Raw genomic sequence first — 26,410 nt, 5'->3', positions numbered from 1 at the left:
ACGCGTCCCTCGGAAGGCAGGCCCGTCCTTGCGCCGTGTCAGGGTTCATTGACCGGCCTGGCGCTGCTTGAACTTCTGGCCGACCGCCTGCAGCTCGGCTTTCGACAGGCGACCGTCTCCGTCGGTGTCGATCCGGTCGAAGCCACGCTTAAGCCGTGGCAGGTTGGCCACTTCACTGCGGTCCAGGTAACCATCGTGGTTGGCGTCGGCCTCGGCCAGGCGCTGGACGACCTGCTCGGCGCTGGGCACGGTCTGGGTCTGGGCCTGGGTCTGGGCCTGGGCCAGGACCGCCACGGCCACCAGCGCCGCGGCGAGCGGGGTGCGGACAACGAGGGCATTGGGTTTCATTGAAAGACTCCTTGCGGCAAGGCCGCGGTCATCGGACCGGACCGCGCGGTGAGTTGATCGGGAACCACGGCGGGAATTCAGTGGCAGGCGATCACTTCACCCGCGGCATTGGTGCAGGTGCCGGTATGGGTCAGCTGGCCGTTGCTGTAGCTGGTCGAGCCGGCATAGCTGTTGCCGTTGGCGCCGGTGGCGTTGGTGTCGCGGCCACCGGAATAGGTGCCGTCGGCGTTCTTGGTGAAGCCGCCGGTCGAGCTGGCGCTGGCGCCGTTGGCGCCCTGGACCGACGCGCTGCTGGCGTGGCTGGCATTGCCGGCACCGTCGCGGCTGGTGCTGGAGCTGCGGCCTGCCGAGCCGTAGGCGTTCTGCACCGAGGCGCTGCTGGTCCGACCGGCGCTGCCGTCGGCGTTGCGATAGCCATTGGCCTGGGCACTGGCCGTGCCGCCATAGACGGTGCTGGCGCTGGCCGAACGGCTGGCGGCGGCGTTGCCGTTGCCATCGCTCGTGAAATCGCGGCGGCGGGCGTAGCTGCCATTGACGCCACTGCCCGAGGCCTGGGTCTGGGCGGTACGTGCCCCGTTGTGGTTGCTCATCGAATGGGTGCGGGTGCGCTCGCGCGCACCGGCCTCGGCGACGGTGCCGGCAAACAGCGTGGTGACGGTCAGGGCGGACAACAGCAGGACGGACTTGGAAGCGTGCATGGCGAAAACTCCTTGTCGTGGAAATCGCGCGGCAGCGGGATGCGTCGCGGTGAAGCCACGGTAGGTGCGCCGGCCCGGGAGGGTGTTTCGCAGGTGCCAGCAGATGTTTCAGGAGCGGTCGGTTGAAACATCTGCTTACAAGCCCGGCGCTGGCCGCATTTACGGCGCCCGGGACCGGGCGCGATAGTGCGGCACATGAACGAGAACACCGCCAAGCTGCTGCTGGTCGACGACGACCCCCGCCTGCGCGACCTGCTGCTGCGTTACCTGGAGGGCCAGGGCTTCGCGGTCAAGGGCGTGGGCGACGGCGCGCAGATGCGCCAGGCCCTGGACCGGGGCCACTTCGACCTGATCGTGCTGGACCTGATGCTGCCGGGCGAGGACGGCCTGGAGCTGTGTCGGCGCCTGCGCGGCCAGGGCGACGCCACGCCGGTGGTGATGCTCACCGCCAAGGGCGATGAGATCGACCGCATCGTCGGGCTGGAGATCGGCGCGGACGACTACCTGCCCAAGCCGGTCAACCCGCGCGAACTGCTGGCGCGGATCCGTTCGGTCCTGCGCCGCACCCAGTCCATGCCGGGCGCGCCACGGGCCGACGGGGGCGTGGTGGCCTTCGGCGCGTGGCGCCTGGACCTGGGCACCCGCCAGCTCAGCCGCGACGGCGTGCCGGTGAAACTGACCACCGGCGAGTTCGCGGTGCTGTCGGTCCTGGCCCGGCACCCGCGCCAGCCGCTCTCGCGCGACCGGCTGATGAGCCTGGCGCGCGGGCGCGAGCACGAAGCCTTCGAGCGCAGCATGGATGTGACCATCGCCCGGCTGCGCAAGCTGCTGGAAGACGATCCGCGCCACCCGGCCATCGTGCAGACGGTGTGGGGCGTGGGCTACGTCTTCGTCCCGCCCGAGGCGGTGGCATGACCGGTCCACGCAGCATGTTCGCCCAGTTGGCGCTGGTGATCGGCCTGGTCCTGGCCGGGGCCTGCGTGCTGGTGGTGGCGCTGGGCCGGGAGATGGCCGTCCGCCCGGCCGCCGACCAGCTGGCGCGGGCGATGCGCGGCTTCGCCGGGATCGCCGAGGAACTGGACCGCACCAGCTCGCACGAAGCCACGCTGCGCTACTTGCGCGATGCCGGGCTGGACGTGCGCCAGCGTCCGCCGCCCGCCGCCACGCTGCGCTGGGCGCCGTTCCTGCGCGGCCTGCACAGCCGCTCGCAGGAATTGCTGGGACCCGACCACCGCGTGGTGCTGGCGCGCGAGCCCACCGGCGACCGGATGTGGATGCAATTGCATACTCAGCCGCAGGTGTGGGTGGCGTTCTCGGCTGGCCCGCTGCGCGTGGGGCGCCGACTTTCCATCGCCGTGTTGGTGGGCTGCGCGCTGCTGACGTGGCTGGCGGCGGCCTACTTCGCCCAGCGTCTGGTCGCGCCCCTGCGCACCCTGGCCAACGCCGCGCCGGGGCTGGTACGGGGCGAGACTCCCCTAACGCTGGAGGTCGGCGGCACACGCGAGGTGCGCGAACTGGCCCAGGCGCTGACCCAGGCCAGCCGCGAGGCCCGCGCGGCTGCCGAGGAGCGTGCGGTGATGCTGGCCGGCATCTCCCACGACCTGCGCACGCCGCTAACGCGGGTGCAGTTCGCCGCCGAGCTGCTGCCGGACACCGACCCGGAGCTGCGCGCTGGCATCAGCCGCGACATCGGCGAGATCGACGCGATCCTTTCCCAATTCATTGCCTATGCGCGCGATGGCCGCGACGAGGCGGCCGAGCCGCTGGACCTGGCCGAGGTCTGCCGCAGCGTGCTCGATGCCGCACCTGGACACTGGGACATCCAGTGCCCGGAGACCGCGCCCCTGCGCGGCCGCCCGATCGCGGTGCGACGCGCGGTGGAGAATCTGGTGGTCAACGCCGCCCGGCATGGCGCTGCGCCCTTCTCGCTGCGCCTGGTCGAGGCCTGTGGCGCCTGGCAGGTCACCGTGTGCGACCACGGCATGGGCATGACGCCCGAACAGGCCGAGCGTGCGCTGCAGCCCTTCGTCCACGACCCCGCCGCTGGCGGCAGCGGCCTGGGGTTGGCCATCGTCGACCGCGTCGCCCGTCAGCACGACGGCAGCCTGGCGCTGCTGCCCAATACCCCGCACGGCCTGCGTGCGGTCCTGCGCCTGCGAGGCGCGTGAACCCCTGGACTCGACGACCATGCGCGCTGCCCACCTTGCCGGCCTGACCCTATTACTGCTTGTCCCTGCCCTGTTGCTGGCCCAGACCCGCGGCGAACGACTCGGCGAGCGCCTGCGCGAACGCCTGGCTGAGCGCCAGACCGAGGCTGCCGGGCCGGCGGCCCTGCCGGCCGGCGCCCGCGTCCTGCGCGACATCGGCTACGGCCCGGACCCGGCCCAGCGCTACGACGTCTACGCCCCGGCCGGCGCGCGCAACCTGCCGATCCTGGTCATGGTCCACGGCGGCGCCTGGCGTACCGGCGACAAGGACAATCCGGGGTTGGCCGGGCCCAAGGCCGCGTACTGGCTGCCGCGCGGCTACGTGCTGGTGGTCATCAACTACCGCCTGCTGCCCGCCGCCGCGCCGGCCGTCCAGGCAGGCGATGTCGCCACTGCCATCGCCCACCTGCAGCGCCATGCCAGCGAATGGGGCGGAGACCCGGCGCGCACGGTGTTGATGGGGCATTCGGCCGGCGCGCATCTGGTGGCGCTGCTCGGTGCGGATGTCGACGCACTGCGCGAGGCCGGCGCGCAGCGTCCACGCGCGGTCATCGCCTTGGACAGTGCGGCGATGAACGTGGTGCAGATCATGCAGGCGCGCCATTTCCCGCTGTACGACCGCGCCTTTGGCGACGACGCACAGGCCTGGATCGCGGTCTCGCCCTGGCACCACCTGTCCACCGCCTCGCTGCCGATGCTGGCGGTGTGTTCCTCGCGCCGCGACGACAGCTGCGCGCAGGCACGCGGCCTGGCGCAGCGTGCACAGCACTTTGGCATTGCCATCCAGGTGCTGCCCGAGGATCTGTCGCACATGGAGATCAATCGCACCCTGGGCGAAGCGTCCGACTACACCCGCGCGGTCGACGCCTATCTGGCCAATGCGGTGAGGTGAGGCGCCCCACGCGCGCTTCCCACACCTGACGGCGTTGCCAGCGCGCACCCTGCGGCGCGAGGTGCGCCGGTGTCACGCCATGTCGGCGCGTGGCTTGTTGGATATTTGAGAATCATTTACATTTGAGCGCTGTAGGCAGCCATCCCGGTGCCTGCCTTCGTGGTCGCCAACGACCACCGCCAGCCCGCTGCCTGGGCCAGCCTCCCACTCATCGCATCGCCGTGCGCTCGCCATTGCAGCGCGCGTCGCGCCTGCCTGTGCCTTCGAGGAATCCATGTCCACCGCTGCCGTTTCGCGTACGCCCGTCGCGCCAATCCACTCCCCGCTCACCATCGCCCTGCTGCTAGCGCTGAGCCTGTGCGCTCCGCTCGCACACGCCGCCGACGGCGAGACCGATGCCGAGGATCAGGCGCGCCGCCACGCACCCAAGACGCTGGACAACGTGCAGGTCACCGGTACGCGCGCAGTGCCGTCCACCACCACGCGCCTGCCGCTCAGCATCCAGGACACGCCACAGTCGGTGAGCGTGATCGGCCAGCAGCGGCTGGAGGACGAATCGATGTTCAGCATCAACGATGTGATGCGCAACATCACCGGGGTCAACGTGTCCTTCTACGACACCCAGCGCCCGCTGTATTTCGCGCGCGGCTTCCAGATCACCGATTTCCAGGTCGACAGCCTGCCGACCTACAGCGGCTCGACCAACCAGGAATACGACACCGCCTTCTACGACCGCATCGAAGTGATCCGGGGCGCCAACGGCCTGCTCAGCGGCGCCGGCATTCCCTCGGCCACGGTCAACCTGCTGCGCAAGCGCCCGGGCCGGGACTTCGATGCGTCGGTGACCGCCAGCGTCGGCAGCTGGGACTTCCGCCGCACGCAGGCCGACATCACCCTGCCGCTGAGTGCCGACGGTCGCTTCCGTAGCCGCTGGGTCGGTGCGTGGACCGATCGCGATTACTACTACGACCGCTACGAGGAAAACAAAAAGGCCGGCATGGCTGTGCTGGAAGGTGACCTGACCGACAGCACCACCGTCACCGTCGGCTACCAGCTCCAGGACAACAACCCGACCGGTTCGACCTGGGGCACGGTGCCCTTCTTCAGCTCCGACGGCGCCGATGCCAAGGTCTCGCGCTCGACCAACTTCTCGCCGGCGTGGACGCGCTGGCAGCGCAAGACCAGCACCGCCTTCGCGAATCTGGAGCAGCGCTTCGGCGAGGACTGGCTGCTGAAGGTCAACTACGCCCACACCACCGGCGAGGTGCAGAGCCTGCGCGTGTACGGCAGCGGCTATCCCGATCCGGTGACAGGCGCAGGCACCTATCTGCAGGTCGGCGCGGGCGAGACCAACGACAGCCGCGATGCGGTCGATGTGTACCTGTCGGGCAAGTTCGCCCTGTTCGGCCGGACCCATGACGTGGTGGTTGGGGGCAGCTGGCAGGACCTGCAGTCCACCGCGCCGGGCACCGCACTGGTGTACCCGGACGACTGGAAGACGATTGCCACGCCATACGGCGATGCGATCGGCTTTAACGTGCCCGACCTGTATCACTGGGACGGCGCCGCTGGCACGGTCACCTACCGCCACACCGGCGCCTGGCGCCAGGCCCGCACCAGCCAGCGCGGCGTGTACGCCTCGGCGCGTCTGCACCTGGCCGAGCCGCTGTCGCTGATCGCCGGCGCGCGATTGAGTTCATGGGAGACGCGCACCCGCGCCTACGACACGTCCGGCAGCTATACCGATACCAGCGGCCGTTACAAGGTCAGCGACGAAGTCACGCCCTACGTGGGCGTGGTCTACGACATCGTCCCGGACGTGTCGGTCTACGCCAGCTACACCGAGATCTTCAATCCGCAGAACTACCGGGACAAGAACAACAACCTGCTCGCGCCGGTGGAAGGCTCCAACCTGGAGGCCGGCCTCAAGGCGCAGCTGTTCGAGGGCCGCGCGCTGGCCACCGCCGCGGTGTTCGAAGCCAAGCAGGACAATTACGCGGTGCTGGACACCACCCAGCCGCCCAACACGCTGCCGGACGGCAGCTCGGCCTACGTGGGCGTCAACGGCACCAAGAGCCGGGGCTGGGAAGTGGATTTCAACGGCGAGCTGCGACCGGGCTGGACGCTCAACGCCGGCTATACCCACGTCAAGGTGACACGCGCACCGACCGATGCCATCTACGCCAATCTGCCCGAGGACTACCTGCAGCTGTCCACGCAGTGGCGCCTGCCGGGCACGTGGGATCGCCTGAGCCTGGGCGGCGGCGTGAGCTGGCAGAACAAGGTGCAGGGTTTCAACATCGAGCGGCCCAATGGCGATGGCACCACCACGCCGGTCACCGTGACCCAGAGCGCCTACACGCTGGTCCACCTCAACGCCAACCTGCGCATCAACGACCAGTGGACCGCGACCCTGTCGGTGCGCAATGCGCTGGACAAGACCTACTGGGCCAACCTGGACTACAACAACTACGGGGAACCGCGCTTCGTATCGGCCAGCCTGCGCTGGCGATTCTGAGCGCGGAGCGCGCGGGACGTGGCGAGGACGCTCAGCGCGCCAGGGCCGCCTGCAGCAGCGGCAAGCCCTGGACCGCGGTGAGCGGCCAGTGCGCATCCACCGTCTCGCTCAGCGCGCTGCGGGCCGGATTGAGTTCGACCACGTAAGCGCCCTGGCGCCGGGCCAGCGCCGGCAGCGAGGCCGCCGGCTGTACCAGCCCGGAGGTACCGACCACCAGCATCACCGCGCAACGCGTGGCGGCGACGGCGCGCTGCCAGGCGTCTTCCGGCAGGCTTTCGCCGAACCACACCACGCCTGGCCGCACATCGCCCTGGCAATACACGCAGGACGGCGGCGCGGCGCGCAGTGGGGCGGCCTCCGGCGTCAGCGGTTCCAGCAGGGCGTCATGGCCACGCCCACAGTCGAAGCAGCGCAACGCGAACAGGCTGCCGTGGACGTGCGCGGCCACCGTGCTACCGGCGCGTTCGTGCAGGTCGTCGACGTTCTGGGTGACCAGTTGCATGTCCACCGCATCCGCCATCCGCGCCAGCGCTAGGTGGCCCGCGTTGGGCTGGGCATTCGCGACGAGCGCCATGCGCCACCGGTACCACCCCCACACCAGGTCACGGTCGGCGCGCCACGCCGACTCGGTGGCCAGCGTCATCGGATCGAAGCGCGACCACAGGCTGTCGTGGGTGCCGCGGAAGGTGGGGATGCCGCTTTCGGCGGACATGCCGGCGCCGGTGACCACGGTCACCGCGCCGACCTGACCGATGCGGTGGGCCAGCTCGGTGGCCAGGGCTTGGCTCACTGAGCGGGACAGGGGCTGGCGCGCCCCATCAGCCGCTGCAGGCGCGAGGGCGCCTCGCAGGGGGGCGCCTTTGGCTGGGCCGCGGCGGCCGCGGCGGCGGCGCGCTCGTGACGCAGCTGGGCCAGGCGCGCCTTGATCTGCGGCATCGCTGCCAGCGCGGCCTTCTCACCGGCCAGGATGGCGGCGCTGCGCTGGGTGAAATCGGCCGGGCCGATGTCGCTGACCTGGGGCCGCACCACCACATCGGCGCGGGCCAGTTCCTCGCGCCCGGCGTGCTGACCCATGATGGCGATGGACTGGTTGACGATACCCAGCATGCCCTCGGGCATGATCCCGGAGGCCTTGCTGGAGATGTCCACGGCAATCACGAAGTCCGCGCCCAGCTGTTTGGCCGCGTCCACGGGCACCGGGCTGACCACCCCGCCGTCGACGTAGTGGTACTTGCCGATGCTCACCGGCTCGAACACACCCGGGATGCTGCTGGACGCACGCACCGCCTGGCCGGTGTCGCCGTAGTTGAAGAACGTGCGCTGGCCGTCCTCCAGACGGGTGGAGACGGCGACGAAGGGTTTCTTCAACTTCTGCATCGGGGTGTCATGCACCTGCGCATCCACGTAGTCCTGCAGCGCGCGGCCCTGCACCAGGCCGCCGGAGAACAGGCGCACATCGCGGATGGAGGATTCGTCCAGGGCCACGGCCTTCTCCTGCAGCTGGAACACATCCATGCCGCTGGCGTAGAGCGCGCCGACCACGCTGCCGGCGCTGGTCCCGGCCACCACGTCGGGTTTGATCCCGTTGGCCTCCAGCATCTTGATCACGCCGATATGGGCAAAGCCCTTGGCCGCCCCGCCGCCCAGGGCCAGGCCGATCACCACCGGCTTGGCCGTCACCGAAGGCGGCGGCACCACGGTGGTGGTCGGTGGCGGGGTCTTGACCTGGGCACCGCCACAGGCCGAGAGCAGGATGACGCACGCGGTGAGCAGCAGGCAGGTCAGGCGCGAAGCAGGCATGGCACGAAAGGCTGTGTGAAAGCGCTCAGCTTAGCCAGCCAAGCCCAAACGGCGGGCAACCCGGCGGTTCGCTCAGGGCCCGTCTTCGCCCGCACGGCTGCGTGCCTTGCCCGGACCGATGCCCTCGAGCCGCTTGAAGAACCGCCGGAACGCCGCCTCGCTGCGATAGCCCAGCATCTCGGCCACCGTGGCCACCGACAGGCGTCGGTTGCCCAGCAGGCGCCGGGCCTCGGTGGCGCGCCACTGGGACAGGTACTGCACCGGCGGCAGGCCGACGGTGGCGGTGAACAGCTCGGCGAACGCGGTGCGTGACATGCCGGCCTCGTGCGCCATCGACTGGATCGTCCAGTCCTGGCCTGGATGCGCATGCACTGCGGCCAGCACGCGCGCCAGGCGCACGTCTGTCATCGCCGCCAGCAGGCCACGCGGACGCTCGGTGGCGCGCACGTATTCGCACACGGCCATGGTGAACAGCGAATCGGCCAGCTTGTTCTGCACCATCTGCCGGCCCCAGCGCCGGTCGCGGCTGGTCTCGGCCAGCATCTGCGCCAGTTGGCGGAAGGCGGGGCTGCTCTGCTCGGAACGCACCACGAAGCACGCCGGCAGCGCGCCGAAGATCGGATTGTTGGCGCCGGAGACGAACTCCAGCTCGCCGCACAGCATGTTGGTATCGCCCGGCTCGTCGGCCGGCGGCAGGTGCGGATCGGGCGAGGACGAGAGCAGGTGCTGCACGCCACTCGGAAACACGATCAGGTCGCCGTGCCGCAGGTGCACCGCGTGTTCCAGCGCCTCGCCGCTGACCCAGCACTCGCCCCGGGTCAACAAATGGAATTGGCCAAAGCGCGTGGCCGGCTCGCGCTCGAACCAGGTCCCGCAGAAGCGCACGTCGGCAGTGATCTCCACGCGCATGCGATAGCCGGCCAGCACGGTCTCCAGCACGCTGTCGCGTTCTTCGTCGGTCTGCAGGGCGAGGGGGGTGGACATGGCCGCATCGTAGTCGCTCGACGATGGCCCCGACCATGCCCATTCGTCCGCCCCGGCGGTCCGCACGTCCGTGCAGCATGAGCATCGTGCCCCACGCGGACGGATGGGCATATCCGCAGAACGCGCGGGAATGGTCCGCCGCCTCGCCTTAGCGCCCAATGCGTCCACCGGCCCGCTGCCGGTCACCACCACTTACGAGGACGCCATCATGCGCAACGCCATCGCCACTTCCGGCCTGTCCCTGGCCATCGCCGCCGCCGCCCTGTTCACTGGCGCACCCGCCGCCCATGCCGCCGAGCACGGCAAGGCCGAAATGGGCCACTGCATGGGCGCCAACGCCTGCAAGGGCCAGGGCGCGTGCAAGAGCGCAGCCAATGCCTGCAAGGGCCAGAACGCCTGCAAGGGCCAGGGCTTCACCGAAGCCACCGCCAAGCAGTGCAACACCGTCGGCGGCAAGTTCGAAAAGCCGATGCCGGCGCCCAAGGCCGAGGAAAAGGCCAACAGCTGACCGTCGCATCGCCGCTCGCGCCCGGCGTGCCGCGCCGGGCCGCGACCGGCCGTTCCCCAACGAGCGCCACACGATGACTCCCCTGCACGGCTTCGGCCTGGGCCTGCGGCCCCAACACTACGGCGACCTGCTCGCCGGCGATACACCGGTGGACTGGCTGGAACTGCTCAGCGAGAACTACATGGTCGCTGGCGGCCGCCCGTTGCACATGCTCGACCAGTTCGCCGAGCGTTGGCCGCTGGCGCTGCACGGCGTGTCGCTCAACATCGGCGGCAGCGATCCGCTGGACCGCGACTATCTCGCTGCGCTGGCCCGGCTGGTGCGCCGCGCACGGCCCCACATCGTCTCCGACCATCTGTGCTGGAGTCGCCACGGTGGCGTCCAGCTGCACGACCTGCTGCCCCTGCCGCAAACCGAGGCGACGGTCCATCACGTCGCCTCGCGCGTGCGTCAGGTGCAGGACGCCTTGGGCACGCAGCTGGTGCTGGAGAACGTGTCCAGCTATGCGCGCTTTGCCGGCGACACGCTGGGCGAGGCGCAGTTCCTCGCGGCGATCGCCAGCGAGTCGGGCTGCGGGCTGCTGCTGGACGTCAACAACGTCTACGTCAACGCACATAACCACGGCCTGGACGCACAGGCCTATCTGGACACGCTGCCGCGCGATGCCGTGCGCCAGATCCATCTGGCCGGACACAGCGCCGATGCGCTGGGCAGCGGCCTGCTGGTCGACACCCACGACGCGCCGGTGAGCGAAGCGGTGTGGGCGCTGTATGCGCAGGCGCTGCGTCGCTTCGGTCCGGTACCGACCATGATCGAGCGCGACGACCACATTCCTCCGCTGGCCGAGCTGCTGGCCGAGCTCGACATCGCGCGCTGCATCGCAGCCGATGCGCTGCAGGCGCGTGCGGCATGAACGCCTCGCCTGCCTTGCTGGACCATCAGCAGGCCTTGCAGGCCTGGCTGCTGCATGGCGACGCCGCCATCGGGCCGCGAATCGACGCCACGCCGGTGCGCGGCGAAACCGTGCACGACCGCCTGCGGATCTATCGCGACGCCTATGCGCTGCGCCTGATCGAGGTGCTCGGCCAGGACTTCCCGGTCTTGAAGGCGCTCTTGGGCGAAGCGCGGTTCGACGCACTGGCCCACGCCTATCTGCACGCACATCCGTCCACGCAGCCGTCGGTGCGGCATTTTGGCGCACGCTTCGCCGGCTGGCTCGCCCAGGGCCATGACCTCGACGCTGCGGCGGTGGAACTGGCCCGGTTCGAATGGACGCAGGGCGAGGTCTTCGACGCGGCCGACGACCACGCCGTGAGCCTGACCGACATGGCCGCCGTGCCGCCACAGGACTGGCCACGGCTGCGGTTCATGCTGGCCTCGCACCTGCGCTGGCTCACGCTGTCCAGCCATGCGCCGGCGCAGGTCACCGCGCATGCGGCCGGCGACAACGTGCCAGAAATGCGCGCGGCGACGCCGGCCACCTGGCTGCTGTGGCGCGAAGCCTTCGCCGTGCACTGGCGACGGCTCGACGCCGACGAAGCCGACGCGCTGCGGTCCGTGCGGGCTGGTCAGTGCTTCGGCGATCTGTGCACGCAACTCGCGCACGCGCACGGCCCGGAGGCGCCGCTGCGCGCCGCCGGCCTGCTCAAACGCTGGATCCACGACGGCCTGGTGGCAGCGCTACGCGTCATCCCCGCCGATCACGCCCACTGAACTCATTTCTCGACAGGAGCCTGCCATGCAATCCACTTCCACCCGCCTGCGCCCCTCCGCGCTGTCCTTCCTCCAGCGCATCGACTGGCTGGGCCCGCTGCTGGTGCGGCTGGTGTTCGGCTATTTCTGGGCCGAGACCGGCTGGGCCAAGCTGCACAACCTGGAGTTCTTCACCGGCCGCTTCATGGACTGGGGCATCCCGTTCCCAGCCTTCAGCGCCGCGCTATGCGCCGGCACCGAGTTCATCGGCGGCGTGCTGATCCTGCTCGGCCTGGCCACGCGCCTGACCATGATCCCGATGATCATCAACATGCTGGTCGCGCTGATCGTCGTGGTGCTGCCCGGCATCTCCACGCTGGATGAATTCGTCGAACTGGACGAGGTGCTGTACGTCACCGTCTTCGTCTGGCTGCTGACCGCAGGCCCAGGCCGCGCGAGCCTCGACCATCTGGTCGCACGGCGCCGGTCAGACAGTCCGCGTATGCCCGACGCATCGCTCCCGGCGCGTTGAGGTCTGTACAAAAAGCACAAAGCCGCCTCCCGGCGGCTCTGTGTCATGCATGCGATCGGCGACCTCAAAAGCTGTTGTCGCCGTCCAGGATCCGTCCCAGCCCGCCCAGCACCGAGCCTTCACCGCGGTTCTGGCCTCCGCCCTGCGGAGCGGCCTGCAACATGCGTCCGGCCATGCGCGAGAACGGCAGCGACTGCAGCCACACCTTGCCCGGGCCGGTGAGGGTGGCCAGGAACACGCCTTCGCCGCCGAAGAACATGCTCTTGATGCCGGCCACACGGCGGATGTCCATGTCCACGCCGCTGTGATAGGCCACCACGCAGCCGGTATCCACGTCGATGCGCTCACCGGCGGCCAGCTCGCGCTCGACCACCGTGCCGCCGGCATGCACGAACACCCAGCCGTCGCCTTCGAGCTTCTGCATGATGAAGCCCTCGCCGCCGAACAGGCCGGTGAGGATCTTGCGCTGGAAGGCGATGCCCAGCGACACGCCGCGCGCGCCGGCCAGGAAGCTGTCCTTCTGGCAGATCAGGCGTCCACCGTGTTCGGAGAGCTTGAGCGGGATCACTGTCCCCGGGTACGGCGCGGCGAAGGCAACCTTGGCCTTGCCCGCGCCGGTGTGGGTGTACACCGTGGTGAACAGGCTCTCGCCGGTGACCAGGCGCTTGCCGGCACCCAGCAATTTGTCCATGAAGCCGCCGCCGGCGCCGCTGGTGCGGCCATCGCCGAACACGGTGTCCATCTGCACGGCGGCGTCCTTGAACATCAGCGCACCGGCCTCGGCCACCGCGCTCTCGCCCGGGTCCAGTTCCACTTCGACGAACTGCATGTCGTGACCGACGATGCGGAAGTCGATCTCGTCGCTGCGCATGCCCGCACCGGGCGGCGGCGGCACCGGTGCGGGCACGCCCGCACCGCCGAAATCGGGCAACGAACTGGCCGGCTGCCAGCCCGACAGGCCTTCGCGCCAGGCCAGCGCGGACGGATTGGCGCGGGCGAAAGCCTGCGCGGCCGCATCGTCGAACGGGCCCGAGCGGGTCTGCTCGGCGCCGGTGAGGAAGTACCAGCTGCTCATGGGGTCGCTCCAAGGACGGGGAAACAGGGGCCGAGTCTAGCTTGCGGGCATGGCCGGCCGACCCGTGCCCAAGGTCACTGTGTCCTCGCTTGCTGTCCAAGACACAGTTCTGCAACATGGCCCGCGCTCCCTCCCAGGCCCAACGCCATGTCCCGATCGCTTCCGCGCCTGCGTTGTCGCCGCGTGGCCCTGTCCGTTGCCCTGGCCCTGGCGCTGCCGCCCGCGCTGGCCCAACAGGCGCCCGCCGAGCCCGAGGCCCCGCCGCCGCCCGCGACCCTGGATACGGTCCGGGTCACCGCGCAGCGCCGGGTCGAGAACATCCACGACGTGCCGGTGTCGATCACCGCGCTGAACGCCGAGAAGCTCGGCATCCTGGGATCCGGCGGCAACGACATCCGCTTCCTGTCCGCTCGCGTGCCCAGCCTGAACATCGAATCCTCCTTCGGCCGGGCCTTTCCGCGCTTCTACATCCGCGGCCTGGGCAACACGGATTTCGACCTCAACGCTTCCCAGCCGGTGTCGCTGGTCTATGACGACGTGGTCCAGGAGAGCCCGCTGCTCAAGGGCTTCCCGGTGTTCGATCTGCAGAGCGTGGAAGTGCTGCGCGGGCCGCAGGGCACGCTGTTCGGACGCAACACCCCGGCCGGCGTGGTCAAGTTCGACTCGGTGCGCCCTTCGCAGGACGCCAGCGGCTACGTCAAGACGGCCGCCGGCAACCTGGGGATGTTCAACTTCGAAGGCGCCTATGGCGGCCCGCTGACCGAGCGCTGGTCCGCGCGCGTCTCTGGCCTGTACCAGCGCAAGGACGACTGGGTCGACAACACCTATGCCGCCGGCCCGGACCGCAGTACCGAAGGCTTCGACGAGTCCGCCGCGCGCGTGCAGTTCCTCTATCAGGGCGACGGCTTGGAAGCCCTGTTCAACCTGCACAAGCGCCGCCTCAACGGCACTGCGCGCCTGTTCCGCGCCAACATCATCCAGCAGGGAACCAACGGTTTCGTCCCGGGCTTCGACAAGGACACGATGTCCACCGACGGCCTGAACGACTCCGAGCTGGACAGCTGGGGCGGCAGCGCGCGCCTGCGCTGGCAGCTGGGGAGCGTCAACGTCTACGCGATCACCGGCTACGAGACGGTCGACTCGATCAACCGCGGCGACATCGACGGCGGCTATGGCGCGGCCTTCCTGCCGGACTCCGGTCCGGGCGTGATCCCGTTCTCCTCCGAGTCGGCCGACGGCCTGCCGCACCACCGGCAGTGGACCCAGGAGTTCCGTGTCGAGTCCAACGAGTGGGGCGCCCTGGACTGGCAGGCGGGCCTGTTCTACTTCGACGAAGACGTGCGTATCGACAGCTTCAACTTCGACTCGCTCACCCCGGGCAACCCGCAGGCCGGTCACGCGGTGCAGGCCCAGCGCAACAAGACCTGGGCGGCCTTCGCCTCGGCCGACTACGACGTCACCGCGGCCTTCAAGCTGCGCGGCGGCGTGCGCTACACGCAGGACAGGAAGGACTTCAGCGCCAGCGTGCTGGAGGCCGCGCCGTTCGGCGCCCCGGTCGGCGGTCCCTACCCGGTACACACCGATGTCGATGACGTGAGCTGGGACCTGTCCGGCGTGTACACCATCAACCCGGACATCAACCTGTACGCACGCGTGGCCAAGGGCTTTCGCGCCCCGTCCATCCAGGGCCGCCTGCTGTTCGCCTTGGCGACCGCGCCCAACGGCGGGGTGACCTCGGCCGGTTCGGAGAAGGTCATCTCCTACGAGGTCGGCATCAAGGCCGATCTGTGGGATAAGCGCGCGCGCCTGGGTTTCGACATCTTCCGCTACAACGTGGATGGCCAACAGCTGATCGCGGTGGGCGGGGAGTCCAACACCGCGCGCCTGCTCAACGCCGACAGGACCCTCGGCCAGGGCGCCGAACTGGACCTGGAGGCGTATGTCACCGACAACCTGCTGATCACCCTGGGCAGCAGCTTCAACGACACCGAGATCGACGACCCGGGCCTGGCCGTTGCGGTGTGCGGCAGCGGCATGTGCACGGTGACCGACCCCACGGTGACCCTCAACGGCGGCACCTATGCGCTGATCGACGGCAACCCGCTGCCGCAGGCGCCGCGCTGGATCCACAACCTCACCGCGCGCTGGAGCCTGCCCATGGGCGACGGCGCCGGGCTGTATGTCTACACCGACTGGGCGTATCGCAGCGAGGTCAATTTCTTCCTGTACCAGGCCGCCGAGTTCCGCGGCAAGGCTTCGCTGGAAGGCGGCCTGCGCATCGCCTACGGCTGGGACTACGGCGATTACGAGATCGCGGTCTTCGGGCGCAACATCACCGATCAGACCCGCATCGTCGGCGCGATCGACTTCGACAACCTGACCGGCTTCATCAACGAGCCGCGCACCTACGGGCTGGAGTTCACCGCTCGCTTCTGAGCGCGTTCAGAACACGGCCTTTGCCCGGCCGCCAGCGACACCATGCGCCGACGCAGCAGCGGTGGTTGGCTCACTTAGAGAGGGCTGAGGGCCATCCCTGCGTTGACCGGGGTGGCTTCCGCCATTGCGCGATAGGCTGAGGATTGTGTGGCGTGAAGTCGTGCCTGGTCCTGCGCACACGATCGTCAACGGTGCCGCAAGCAGGATCGTCCCAGCGGCAATCGGATCTGCTGGACGTACATGACAGCCGCAGCCGCTCCTTGACCGCATCGCTCAAGCCCCAAGATGGCTTCGCGTGGAACGTCTTGGATTTACGCGCCAATCAGGGCATGAAGATCGAGCGTCGTAGGAAGCGCGTAAAAAACAACGCCGCCGCCCCTGTTGACAGCGGGCGGCGGCGTGGTGCGACGGCGCGGTGGGGATCAGAAGTTCGCGCGGAACTGGGCACCGATGATGCGCGGGTCGTTGATGAACCCGGTCAGGTTGTCGAAGTCGATCGCACCGGTGGCGCGGATCTGGTTGGTGCAGTTGCGGCAGAACACCGAGGCCTCGTACTGGCCACCGTTCCAGTTGTAGCCGATCTTCAGGCCGCCTTCGAACAGCGGCTGGCCGACGAACTCACGCGACTGGTACAGGAAGAAATTGACCTCGCTGCGGTAGGACCAGTCGGTGTAGACGAAGACCTCGCCGTCGTCGCCGACCGGGATGCCATAGCGGGCGTTGACGTTGCCGATCCACTTGGCCGCCTGCGGCAGCGGATTGCCATCGATGTAGGCCAGGCCGTCGGCATTGACCGGATCGGTCACCGTGCACACCCACGGTGAGCAGGTCGAGGTGGCCAGGCCGGGGTCCTTGATCTCGGTGTGGTTGTAGCTGCCGTTGAAGCCGAAGCGCAGGTTCTCGGTGGCCAGCAGTTCGAAGTCCAGCTCGGCGCCGTAGGCCTCGCTCTTCTTGGCGTTCATCAGCTGCACGGCGTTGGACGTCCCGCCCACCGCGGTGAGCTGCTGGTCCTTGATGTCCATGCTGTAGATGTCGAAGGCCAACCGGCCGCGGCGATCCCACAGGTTGGCCTTGATGCCCAGCTCGTAGGAATCCACGGTCTCCGGGCGCGCCACGGTCACCGGCACGCCGGTGGACGGCGGACCGAAGCTGGCCCCGCGATAGCCACGCGCGGCGCGCGCGTAGAGGTTGACCGCATCGGTCAGGGCAAAGGTCGCGCTGACATCGCCGGTGACCTTGGAGCCGCTGGTGTCGCCGCCGATCGGCGGCGGCGAGCTGCGATCCCATTCCAGGATGTCGAAGGTCTTGTGATCGTGCGTGTAGCGGATACCGGCGCGCAGATTGAGCGCATCGGTGGCCTGGTAGTTGAGCGAGGCGAAGGCCGCCCAGGAGGAGGTCTTCTGGCGCGTCAGGTCATAGCCGGTCAGCGCGCCGCCAGCGAGGGTGTCGTAGTCGTAGGCCTCGCCCTGCACGTTGTCGTAGAAGTAGTACAGACCGCCCTGCCAGTTCAGCGGGCCGGCGTAGTTGGATTCGGCGCGCAGCTCCTGGGTGAACTGGTCCAGGGACTTGATGCCACCAGCGGTCTCCACCGAGAACGGAATGAAGCCGGGGCCGGAGGGCTGGGTGGGATCGGTGAACACGCCCGGGCCGTAGCCGCCGTCGATGTCGCCGCGGCTGTAGTACTTGGAGATCCCTTCGTAGCCGGTGATCGAGTGGAAGGTGACATCGCCCGAACTGAAGGTCAGGTTGGCGCTGCCGCCATAGGTGGTCAGCTCCTGGGCGTTGTGGCCATCGATGTAGGCCTTGTCCTCGTCGAAGTCATCGACCAGCTGGTTGGTGCCCGGATTGAAGATGTTGGCGCGGAACAGGCGCGCCGTGCCGTTGAGCTTGCGCGCATGGGCATTGAACAGCGCACTGAAGTCATCGCCCGGCTCGAACAGCAGCTGCAGGCGCAGAGCCGAATCGTCATAGCCTTCCAGCTTCTGGCCGGAGATCTGGCTGGTCACCCAGTCATCGCGGTGCTGCTGCAGCAGCGACAGGCGTGCGGCCCAGGTCTGGCTGATCGGCAGGTTGAGCGCGCCTTCCACCGAGGTGGTGGCATGGGTGCCGTAGGACACGCTGGCATAGCCCTGGGTCGAGCCCAGCACCGGGCGGGCCGAGTTGAACTTGACCACGCCGGCCGGGGTATTGCGGCCGAACTGGGTGCCCTGCGGGCCGCGCAGGACTTCCACACTGGCCAGGTCGAACATTGGGAAGCCCTTCAGGAAGGCGTTCTCGTAGACGATGTCGTCATAGACCAGCGACACCGGCTGGGACGCGTAGGTAGTGAAATCGGTGTTGCCGTAGCCACGGATGTAGAAGCGCGGGAACACGCGCCCGTTGGAGGACTCGACGTTCAGGCTGGGCGCCTTGCCGGCCAGCACGCGCACATCCGAGGCGCTGGTGGACAGCGCATCCAGGTAATCCGGGCGCAGCACCGTGGCCGAGACCGGCACCTTCTGGGAATCCTCGCTGCGACGGTCGGCGGTCACCTGGACCGAGTCGAGCTGCGCGACGGACGGCGAGGTGGACGCCTGCTGGGCGGACGCACCACCGACGAAGGTGGCACTGACGGCAAGAGCGAGCGCACTGCGGCGCAACGATGAGTGGACAGGCATGGGTGACTCCGCGGGGAAAGTGACGAGCGTGGCCGGGCGTGCTGCCATGCAGCACAATTAACGCAAAATACACTTTCTCGACCACGGTTTGTCAACTTCCCGGGGTATGTCGTTCCTACCAAGTGGGCGCCTGGCTCAGGCGATGGTGATGCCCGCGGCTTCCAGAGCCCGGCGCGTGGGCGTATCGCCCTCGGGAGTGACCGGTCGGGTCAGCTCCCACAGGAACCGCACGGCAAACCCTTCGGCCATCGCGTCCTGCGCGGTCCACAGCACACAGACATCGCGCGCCAGCCCGCACACGTGGACCTCGGTGATGCCGCGCGCACGCAGCCAGCCGGCCAGCCCGGTCGAGGGCCGCGTGCCGTCCGGGCCGTGGTTTTCGCGGAAGGCGCTATAGGAATCGACCTGCGCGTGCGCGCCCTTGCGCAGGATCAGGTCCGCCGGCGTCCAGTCCACGCGCGGGTCCAGCGCCGCGCCCGGGGTGCCCTGCACGCAGTGGTCCGGCCACAGCATTTGCGGCTGGCCGTGCAGGTCGATCACGTCGAACGGACCATGCCCCGGATGTTGCGTGGCGAAGGAAGCATGCGCGCGCGGATGCCAGTCCTGCGTGGCCACCACCGTGCCGTAGGCGCGCGCATCCAGCAGCCGTGCGATGCCCGGCACGATGGCATCGCCCTCGTGGCAGGCCAGCGCACCGCCGGGCATGAAGTCCGGCTGCAGGTCGACCACGATCAGGGCGGTGTCGTGGGGCATGTCGGTCATCGAAGGCGCCAGCTGCGTGGGGAAGCCGCAGCCTAGCCATGCCGGCCATCGGCCTCAAGCCAGCGCCGCTTCGACTCGCGGCGTCGCGGTCGCTGAAACGACACAGGCCCCGCCGGAGCGGGGCCTGCTTGGACGCGTCCAGCGGTTCGATCAGGCGATCGAGGCGCGGTAGATCGACTCGATGGTGCTGTCGAGCACTTCGTTGAATTCCGCATCGCTCTGCTGCGCGCTCAGGCCCTCGGTCAGGGCGCGGCTGAAGCTGGCGATGATGCCGGGGTTCTTGGCCAGCTTGGCGTTGGCCTCGTCACGGCTGTAGCCGCCGGACAGCGCCACGACCTTGAGCACGCTCGGGTGGTCGACCAGCTCCTGGAAGAAGCCGTCGACGCTGGGCAGGGTGAGCTTGAGGATCACCGGGGTGGCCGCGTCGACCTTGTCCAGGCGCTCGAGCAGGCCCTGCTTCATCGTGGCCTCGATCTGCGCCTTGTCGGCGGCCTTGATGTCCACTTCCGGCTCGATGATCGGCACCAGCCCGGCGTCCAGCACCTGCTTGCCCAGCTCGAACTGCTGGTCCAGCACTGCGGCGATGCCCTGCGCATTGTTGCCCTTGATGACCGAGCGCTCCTTGGTGCCGAACACGCCCTTGGCCTTGGCCTTGGCCAGCAGCTCGGCCAGACCCGGGATGGGCTTGAGCAGCTGCACGCCGTTGACTTCGTCTTCCAGGCCCTTGTCGATCTTCAGGAATGGCACGACCTGCTTGGTGTTCCACAGGTACTGCGCGGCTTCTTCGCCTGCGAAACGGTCGTCCAGGGTGCGCTCGAAGAGGATGGCGCCGACCACCCGCTCACCGGTGAAGGCCGGGCTGGTGACGATGCGTTCGCGCATCTGGTGGACCAGGGCAAACATCTCGGCGTCGCCCGAATAGGCGGATTCGTCGATGCCATACAGCTTCAGCGCCTTGGGCGTGCTGCCGCCGCTCTGGTCGAGCGCGGCGATGAAGCCTTGGCCGGAAGCGATCTTGTCCCGCTGTTCCTGGTTGATTGACACGGTCGGCAAGTCCTGTGGTGAAGGGGGTGACCGAGTTTACGCGGGCCGGGTGTGCATGGCGTTCGTGTAACCGTTACCGGCTCACATCGGCTTCATGCCGGGCGCGCCGGATATCCACGCACTGGGACGCCGCATGGGCGCGGGCCGTTGCTGGCCCGCGCCCACGTGGCATCCGATGCGCGATCCTCAGGCTGCCCGCGCCAGGTCCGCCCGCAGGATGCGCGCGGCCTCGACCATCTGCTCCAGCGCGTGCCGGGTTTCCTCCCAGCCACGGGTCTTGAGCCCGCAGTCCGGGTTGACCCACAACTGGGCATCGCGCAGCACCGCACGCGCCTTGCGCAGCAGGTCCACCATCTCTGCGGTGGAAGGAATCCGCGGGGAATGGATGTCGTAGACGCCCGGACCGATCTCGTTGGGATACGCGAACCGCACGAACGCATCCAGCAGCTCCATGCGCGAGCGAGAGGTTTCGATCGAGATCACGTCCGCATCCATCGCCGCGACCGCATCGATGATGTCGTTGAACTCCGAGTAGCACATGTGGGTGTGGATCTGGGTCGCATCGCCCACGCCGCTGGCGCAGATACGGAAGGCTTCGACCGCCCAGTCCAGGTAGGTGGCCCATTCGCCGCGGCGCAGCGGCAGGCCTTCGCGGATCGCCGGCTCGTCGATTTGGATGATGCCGATGCCGGCCGCTTCCAGGTCGGTGACCTCATCGCGCAGCGCCAGCGCGATCTGACGACAGGTCGCGCTGCGGGCCTGGTCGTCGCGCACGAACGACCACTGCAGCACCGTCACCGGGCCGGTCAGCATGCCCTTCATCGGCCGCGGCGTCAGTGACTGCGCATACTGCGACCAGCGCACCGTCATCGGTGCCGGGCGCACCACGTCGCCGAAGATGATCGGGGGCTTCACACAGCGGCTGCCGTAGCTCTGCACCCAGCCCAGCTTGGTGAAGACGAAGCCATCCAGCTGCTCGCCGAAGTACTCGACCATGTCGTTGCGCTCGTATTCGCCATGCACCAGCACGTCGAGCCCGATCTGTTCCTGGAAGCGCACGCAGCGCTCGGTTTCGGCCGCCAGGAAGGCGTCGTACTCGGCGTCGGAGAGCTTGCCGGACTTGTGCCGCGCACGTGCCTGGCGCACGTCCTGGGTCTGCGGGAACGAGCCGATCGTGGTGGTCGGATAGACCGGCAGGTCGAAGGCGGCTTCCTGCACACGGCGGCGCTGCGGATAGGGCGATTGCCGACGGCTGTCTTGCGGCGTCAGGCGCGCCACGCGCTGGGCTACCTCGGGGCGATGCACGCGCGGCGACTGTCGGCGCGATTCAAGGTGGGCGCGTTGTTCGGCCAGGCCGGCGTCCGCGTCTGGCACGCCGTCCAGGGCGTTGGCCAACAGGCGCAGTTCGCCCAGCTTCTGGCGGGCGAAGGACAACCACGGCTTCACTTCTTCATCCAGGGTCTTTTCCTGGTCCAGATCGACCGGGACGTGCAGCAACGAGCAGGACGGAGCCAGCCACAATCGATCGGCACCCAGCTGGCCCTGCGCGTAGCGCGCCAGGGTCAGCGCGTTGTCCAGGTTGGTGCGCCAGACGTTGCGGCCATTCACCAGGCCTGCCGAGAGCACCCGCCCGGCGGGCAACGCCTGGAGGACCGCGTCGAGCTGTTCGGGTGCGCGCACCAGATCCACGTGCAGGCCGTCGACGGGCAGTTCGGCGGCGAGCGCGAGGTTGTCGCCAAGCGCGCCAAAGTAGGTGCTGAGCATCAGCTTGGGTCGCGTGGCCTGCGCCAATCGTGCGTAGGCCTCACGCAACGCGTCTTGGACCTGCGTCGACAGGTCCAGGGTCAGGATCGGCTCATCGATCTGGATCCACTCCGCGCCAGCGGCGTGCAGGTGCGAGAGCAGCGCGGCGTAGGCCGGCAGCAGGCCGTCGAGGAGCGCGAAACGGTCGCTGCCATCCACCGTCTTGGACAGATGCAGGAAGCTCACCGGCCCCAGCAGGACCGGGCGGGTGTTGAAGCCGGCAGCCTTGGCTTCCAGGAATTCGGCGACCGGCTTGTCGCCACGTAGCGCGAACCCTTGCCCGGCCTGCAGTTCCGGCACCAGATAGTGGTAGTTGGTGTCGAACCACTTGGTCATCTCCAACGCCCGCAGGTCGACGCCATCGGTCTGGCGTCCGCGCGCCATGGCGAAATAGGCGCCAAGCGGGTCGCCATCGGCCAGGGCGCGATAGCGCTGCGGGATCGCGTCGAACAGGAAGGCGGTGTCGAGCACCTGGTCGTAGAGCGAAAAATCGTTGCTGGGCAACAGGTCGGCGCCGGCCTCGCGCTGCAGGTGCCAGTGCCTGAGTCGCAGCTCGCGTGCGGTGGCCTGCAGCGTGTCCGCGCTGTCCTCGCCCTTCCAGTGGCGTTCAAGGGCGTGCTTGAGTTCCCGGCGTGGCCCGATGCGGGGAAAGCCGAGGTTGGTGACGATGGTCATGTGGATGGATCCTCATTGCGTGTGGGCATTGAGGAACGAAGGAACCGCGCGCCACGCGTCCGGACTTCCGGCTGCGACGTGCCACGCCAGCGACCTTCGCCCCCGCGGGCGAACCGGATCCACTACGCGAAACACGCACGCTCACCCCGTCCCGCCCGCGGTCGAATGCAGGGAGCGGAGTGCCCGTGCCGCTCCCGCGAGCGGTGCCAGGTCGAAACGGAAGACCGGTCTGGGTCTTCCGGCCGGGGCCGGTCTTCGGGCTCATGGACACGGCGCGGGACGCGCCACCTACTGTCCGCCGCTTCCCGGTGTCGCGTTGAAGCGACACCAGTGCTGTTGGCGGGGTTCGTTTCCAATAACCGCTGCGGGGCAGCTCCGGAATGGGCGCGCTCAGGCGCCTTCACCGGATTCCCGTTTAATTCATCGCTCCATGGGGATGAAGCGATGAAACCTTCGGCCCGCGCACAGTATGCGGAGCATCGGTTTGCGTCAAGCCGTGGAGGGGTCGGGACGCTGGACATGAAGCCTTGCCCTCAATCTGCAACCATGAGGCTTTCCTGCGTGGGTTCGGCCGATGTCCCTGGTGTTTCTGGCCTTAGGCGCGTTGCTGACGGCCGTGCTGTTCCGCTTGCGCTGGAGGCGCACGGCAGGCGTCGTCGCAAGCTGCTGGGTGATCGTGTTCTGGCTGCTGGGCAACGGCGTCCTGGCCGGCTGGATCGTGGCCATGACCCAGGCCGGTCAACGTGATCCGGTCCGACTCGCCTGGGCACCGGATTCGGTCATCATCGTGCTCGGCATGGGCATGCAGAAATTGCCGCACGAAGGCGGCATCGAGCCGCAGTCGCTGGCCTATAGCCGGATCCTGCGGGCGGTCCAGCTCTACGAGAGCTGCAAGGCGAGCACGCGGGGCTGCCGGGTGCTGATTTCCGGAGGCGATCCCGCCGGATTGGGCAACACCGAAGCGCAACTGTACGGCTCGCTGCTGCGCGAGGCCGGCGTGCCCGCCTCGGCACTGCTGGAGGAAAGTGCTTCACGTAACACCTGGGAGAACGCGAAGTTCACCTCCCGCCTGCTGTCAGAGGTCCCTCATGGCCCGCTGGTGCTGGTCACCTCCGGCCTGCATATGCGACGCAGCCTGCTGTACTTCGCCCATTTCGGCCTCCATCCCACCCCGGCGCGCAGCGACTACACCGCGCCGTTCTCGTCCTGGCTGCCCAACAGCTACAACCTGCTCATCACCGACCTGGCCTGCGTCGAGTGGCTGGGGATCGCCCGCTACCACTGGTACAACTTCCTGGGGAGGAACGACGCTCCGGTGAAGGCGATGCCCGATCCGGTCCAGCATCCACTGGATCGCCCAGTCACGCTGCCGCCGGCGCAATAGCGTTCGCATGGCGCGCGGGACACGCTATGCGCTGCGCTGAAACGCGCCACGCTTCCCCTGTCGAGTTTAGGCATCTGCCGAAGTACCGCGGCATCACCCAGCCGCTCAGATCGCTCCTACGGACCGGAGCGCCCAGCAGTGCGTGAGTTCGAGTCGCGTGGGCGATATGCAGGCAGATTCGTCGAACTTAAGCGTAGTTGGGAGTTCCTTGTTCCTTACAAGCCAGGTAGCCGGCCCACGCACGACACTGACCCGGTGCCGCCCTTGAGGAAAGCCGCCGCCCCACGCCTGCTACCAAGCCTTCTCGACTGACGGCTCGACGACACGCTGTATCCACAGATCCTGCTTTTCTATGGGCAGCGTGGCGTAGGATCTGGTCGAGCGTGGGCCTGTAATGATCCGGTGGTTTCCTGCTCAGGTGTTTCGTTGAGACGGAGACACCACGAGCATTGTGATGGAAGAGGAAATCAAGCGTTGGCCGGCGCGCAGGAAGTCGGCGCTGGTGCTGGAAATCATCCGGGGCAAGACCACCGTGTCGGAGGCGAGCCGGCGTCGGTAAGCGCTCTGGCTCTGGCTCAAGCTTGAAGCGTTCGAAGTTTTCACGAACGTGCCTCGGCATTCTGACTTCGCCGATGTTCTGCGTTTGCTGGTTGGCGGGCCGCTTTGTACCCACGACGCAACGCTAGGCTGAAAAGTCCACCTGCGTCGCCCGGTTGGTTTCCCGTGCTGTGTCTGGCGCCGTATGTCCTGACCACGGGCGCGTTGATGGGGCAGTCGCGCAGACGAGAAGTTTCTGCGATTTGCCGAGCGGTAGGCGAAGTTCGGCGGGGCGCTGGGGATTAAGTCGCTCGGCGCCATTGGGCGTTTATCCGGTTGCGGACGGACAAAGAAAAACCCCCCAGATCTTTCGATCTGAGGGGTTTTAGGTGTAAGGCCCTGGCGATGACCTACTCTTGCATGGCTTAAGCCACACTACCATCGGCGCAACTGCGTTTCACTTCCGTGTTCGGGATGGGAACGGGTGGGACCACAGCGCTAATTTCACCAGGGAGACGGTTGGAGCGTCGCCATCCAAACAACGGATGAGGCGCACAGTCTCGCGTAGTTACTTGTGATGTAGGGAGTGTATAGATGGCATCGACGTGTTGTCGAGGCTAAGTGTGTGGTGCATCGGCGTATGCCGAAGCCACTTGAGGTTATATGGTCAAGCCGCACGGATCATTAGTATCAGTTAGCTCAACGCCTTACAGCGCTTACACACCTGACCTATCAACCACCTAGTCTTGATGGTTCCTTTAGGGGACTTGTGTCCCGGGAGATCTCATCTTGAGGCGCGCTTCCCGCTTAGATGCTTTCAGCGGTTATCGCTTCCGAACATAGCTACCCGGCAGTGCCACTGGCGTGACAACCGGAACACCAGAGGTTCGTCCACTCCGGTCCTCTCGTACTAGGAGCAGCCCCTCTCAAATCTCCAACGCCCATGGCAGATAGGGACCGAACTGTCTCACGACGTTCTGAACCCAGCTCGCGTACCACTTTAAATGGCGAACAGCCATACCCTTGGGACCGACTACAGCCCCAGGATGTGATGAGCCGACATCGAGGTGCCAAACACCGCCGTCGATATGAACTCTTGGGCGGTATCAGCCTGTTATCCCCGGAGTACCTTTTATCCGTTGAGCGATGGCCCTTCCATACAGAACCACCGGATCACTAAGACCTACTTTCGTACCTGCTTGATCCGTCGATCTTGCAGTCAAGCACGCTTATGCCTTTGCACACAGTGCGCGATGTCCGACCGCGCTGAGCGTACCTTCGTGCTCCTCCGTTACTCTTTGGGAGGAGACCGCCCCAGTCAAACTACCCACCATACATGGTCCCCGATCCGGATAACGGACCTAGGTTAGAACGTCAAGCACATCAGGGTGGTATTTCAAGGATGGCTCCACTGCAGCTAGCGCCACAGTTTCACAGCCTCCCACCTATCCTACACAGACGAACTCAACGTTCAATGTAAAGCTATAGTAAAGGTTCACGGGGTCTTTCCGTCTTGCCACGGGAACGCTGCATCTTCACAGCGATTTCAATTTCACTGAGTCTCGGGTGGAGACAGCGCCGCTGTCGTTACGCCATTCGTGCAGGTCGGAACTTACCCGACAAGGAATTTCGCTACCTTAGGACCGTTATAGTTACGGCCGCCGTTTACTGGGGCTTCGATCAAGAGCTTCGCCTTGCGGCTGACCCCATCAATTAACCTTCCAGCACCGGGCAGGCGTCACACCCTATACGTCCACTTACGTGTTTGCAGAGTGCTGTGTTTTTGATAAACAGTCGCAGCGGCCTGGTCACTTCGGCCTCCCCCAGCTATTCACCAGAAGAGGCGCACCTTCTCCCG

Annotated in this window: 20 protein-coding genes, 2 rRNA genes and 1 riboswitch (1 of these 23 only partly in view); of the genes, 10 read left to right on the top strand and 12 right to left on the bottom strand. The window is 67.5% G+C overall.

All coding sequences use genetic code 11. The annotated features are described in order from the left end of the window. Window positions 1-45 precede the first annotated feature (45 nt). Both ACORQU_RS08245 and ACORQU_RS08240 read right to left on the bottom strand, forming a co-directional pair. On the bottom strand, window positions 46-348 hold the full coding sequence (locus tag ACORQU_RS08245) for an EF-hand domain-containing protein (RefSeq protein WP_491644512.1): 303 nt from the start codon (window positions 346-348) through the stop codon (window positions 46-48). A 77-nt stretch (window positions 349-425) separates the two neighbouring features. Beyond that, entirely contained in the window at window positions 426-1,046 is a 621-nt protein-coding gene (locus tag ACORQU_RS08240) for a hypothetical protein (RefSeq protein WP_491644511.1), read from the bottom strand. Between the two features lie 195 nt (window positions 1,047-1,241). Here ACORQU_RS08240 and ompR point away from each other — a divergent pair, with 195 nt between their 5' ends. The 4 genes from ompR (at window position 1,242) to ACORQU_RS08220 (ending at window position 6,663) form a co-directional block, all read left to right on the top strand. Continuing rightward, window positions 1,242-1,961, top strand: coding sequence for an osmolarity response regulator transcription factor OmpR (ompR, locus tag ACORQU_RS08235; protein ID WP_491644509.1), 720 nt, complete (start codon window positions 1,242-1,244; stop codon window positions 1,959-1,961). Then, window positions 1,958-3,214, top strand: a complete 1,257-nt coding sequence (locus ACORQU_RS08230; protein ID WP_491644508.1) for an ATP-binding protein — start codon at window positions 1,958-1,960, stop codon at window positions 3,212-3,214. Before ompR ends, ACORQU_RS08230 begins: the two co-directional genes overlap by 4 nt. Before the next feature lie 19 nt (window positions 3,215-3,233). Next, entirely contained in the window at window positions 3,234-4,145 is a 912-nt protein-coding gene (locus ACORQU_RS08225) for an alpha/beta hydrolase (RefSeq protein ID WP_491644506.1), read from the top strand. 274 nt (window positions 4,146-4,419) lie between these two features. Next, complete coding sequence (locus tag ACORQU_RS08220) at window positions 4,420-6,663, top strand: TonB-dependent siderophore receptor (RefSeq protein ID WP_491644504.1); 2,244 nt, start codon at window positions 4,420-4,422, stop codon at window positions 6,661-6,663. A 31-nt stretch (window positions 6,664-6,694) separates the two neighbouring features. Here the strand turns inward: ACORQU_RS08220 and ACORQU_RS08215 are convergent, their stop codons facing one another. From ACORQU_RS08215 to ACORQU_RS08205, 3 genes are all read right to left on the bottom strand, one after another. Continuing rightward, window positions 6,695-7,453, bottom strand: a complete 759-nt coding sequence (locus ACORQU_RS08215) for an SIR2 family NAD-dependent protein deacylase (protein ID WP_491644502.1) — start codon at window positions 7,451-7,453, stop codon at window positions 6,695-6,697. Then, window positions 7,450-8,463, bottom strand: a complete 1,014-nt coding sequence (locus ACORQU_RS08210) for a patatin-like phospholipase family protein (protein ID WP_491644500.1) — start codon at window positions 8,461-8,463, stop codon at window positions 7,450-7,452. Before ACORQU_RS08210 ends, ACORQU_RS08215 begins: the two co-directional genes overlap by 4 nt. Window positions 8,464-8,535: 72 nt before the next feature. Then, window positions 8,536-9,447: an AraC family transcriptional regulator gene (locus ACORQU_RS08205; RefSeq protein WP_491644498.1), complete on the bottom strand. Its 912-nt coding sequence runs from the start codon at window positions 9,445-9,447 to the stop codon at window positions 8,536-8,538. Window positions 9,448-9,577: 130 nt separating this feature from the next. Here ACORQU_RS08205 and bufA2 point away from each other — a divergent pair, with 130 nt between their 5' ends. The 4 genes from bufA2 to ACORQU_RS08185 all read left to right on the top strand — a co-directional run bounded on the left by bufA2 (window position 9,578) and on the right by ACORQU_RS08185 (window position 12,179). Next, window positions 9,578-9,955, top strand: coding sequence for a BufA2 family periplasmic bufferin-type metallophore (gene bufA2 / locus ACORQU_RS08200; protein WP_491644496.1), 378 nt, complete (start codon window positions 9,578-9,580; stop codon window positions 9,953-9,955). 73 nt (window positions 9,956-10,028) lie between these two features. After that, a complete protein-coding gene (gene bufB, locus ACORQU_RS08195) occupies window positions 10,029-10,868 on the top strand; it encodes an MNIO family bufferin maturase (RefSeq protein WP_491644494.1) in 840 nt (279 codons plus the stop codon). Further along, window positions 10,865-11,668, top strand: a complete 804-nt coding sequence (locus ACORQU_RS08190) for an HvfC/BufC N-terminal domain-containing protein (protein WP_491644493.1) — start codon at window positions 10,865-10,867, stop codon at window positions 11,666-11,668. Before bufB ends, ACORQU_RS08190 begins: the two co-directional genes overlap by 4 nt. A gap of 25 nt (window positions 11,669-11,693) precedes the next feature. Beyond that, on the top strand, window positions 11,694-12,179 hold the full coding sequence (locus ACORQU_RS08185; RefSeq protein WP_491644491.1) for a DoxX family protein: 486 nt from the start codon (window positions 11,694-11,696) through the stop codon (window positions 12,177-12,179). A gap of 64 nt (window positions 12,180-12,243) precedes the next feature. Here the strand turns inward: ACORQU_RS08185 and ACORQU_RS08180 are convergent, their stop codons facing one another. Further along, the gene (locus ACORQU_RS08180) at window positions 12,244-13,254 is read right to left on the bottom strand and encodes a TIGR00266 family protein (protein WP_491644489.1); all 1,011 of its coding nucleotides are present in this window, start codon (window positions 13,252-13,254) and stop codon (window positions 12,244-12,246) included. Window positions 13,255-13,401: 147 nt separating this feature from the next. Between ACORQU_RS08180 and ACORQU_RS08175 the strand changes: the two genes are divergently transcribed. Further along, the gene (locus tag ACORQU_RS08175) at window positions 13,402-15,690 is read left to right on the top strand and encodes a TonB-dependent receptor (RefSeq protein ID WP_491644487.1); all 2,289 of its coding nucleotides are present in this window, start codon (window positions 13,402-13,404) and stop codon (window positions 15,688-15,690) included. 422 nt (window positions 15,691-16,112) lie between these two features. On the opposite strand, the gene ACORQU_RS08170 is transcribed toward ACORQU_RS08175, so the two are convergent. The 4 genes from ACORQU_RS08170 to metE form a co-directional block, all read right to left on the bottom strand. Further along, the gene (locus ACORQU_RS08170; RefSeq protein WP_491644485.1) at window positions 16,113-18,347 is read right to left on the bottom strand and encodes a TonB-dependent receptor; all 2,235 of its coding nucleotides are present in this window, start codon (window positions 18,345-18,347) and stop codon (window positions 16,113-16,115) included. Between the two features lie 135 nt (window positions 18,348-18,482). Next, on the bottom strand, window positions 18,483-19,109 hold the full coding sequence (locus tag ACORQU_RS08165) for a nicotinamidase (protein ID WP_491644483.1): 627 nt from the start codon (window positions 19,107-19,109) through the stop codon (window positions 18,483-18,485). Between the two features lie 150 nt (window positions 19,110-19,259). After that, window positions 19,260-20,153: a fructose bisphosphate aldolase gene (locus ACORQU_RS08160; protein WP_491644482.1), complete on the bottom strand. Its 894-nt coding sequence runs from the start codon at window positions 20,151-20,153 to the stop codon at window positions 19,260-19,262. 186 nt (window positions 20,154-20,339) lie between these two features. Continuing rightward, window positions 20,340-22,631 carry a 5-methyltetrahydropteroyltriglutamate--homocysteine S-methyltransferase gene (metE, locus tag ACORQU_RS08155; protein WP_491644481.1) on the bottom strand — a complete coding sequence of 764 codons (2,292 nt, stop codon included), beginning with the start codon at window positions 22,629-22,631 and terminating at the stop codon, window positions 20,340-20,342. 229 nt (window positions 22,632-22,860) lie between these two features. Next, window positions 22,861-23,102, bottom strand: a riboswitch (cobalamin riboswitch). A gap of 103 nt (window positions 23,103-23,205) precedes the next feature. On the opposite strand from metE, the gene ACORQU_RS08150 reads away from it, so the two are divergent. Continuing rightward, window positions 23,206-24,015 carry a YdcF family protein gene (locus ACORQU_RS08150; protein WP_491644480.1) on the top strand — a complete coding sequence of 270 codons (810 nt, stop codon included), beginning with the start codon at window positions 23,206-23,208 and terminating at the stop codon, window positions 24,013-24,015. Window positions 24,016-24,949: 934 nt separating this feature from the next. On the opposite strand, the gene rrf is transcribed toward ACORQU_RS08150, so the two are convergent. Continuing rightward, window positions 24,950-25,064 (bottom strand): 5S ribosomal RNA (gene rrf / locus ACORQU_RS08145). A 151-nt stretch (window positions 25,065-25,215) separates the two neighbouring features. Then, window positions 25,216-26,410, bottom strand: a 23S ribosomal RNA gene (locus ACORQU_RS08140) (it continues 1,671 nt past the right edge of the window).

It is taken from the genome of Pseudoxanthomonas sp. JC1303, from assembly GCF_058448525.1.
This window is presented reverse-complemented; position numbering and strand designations above follow the sequence as displayed.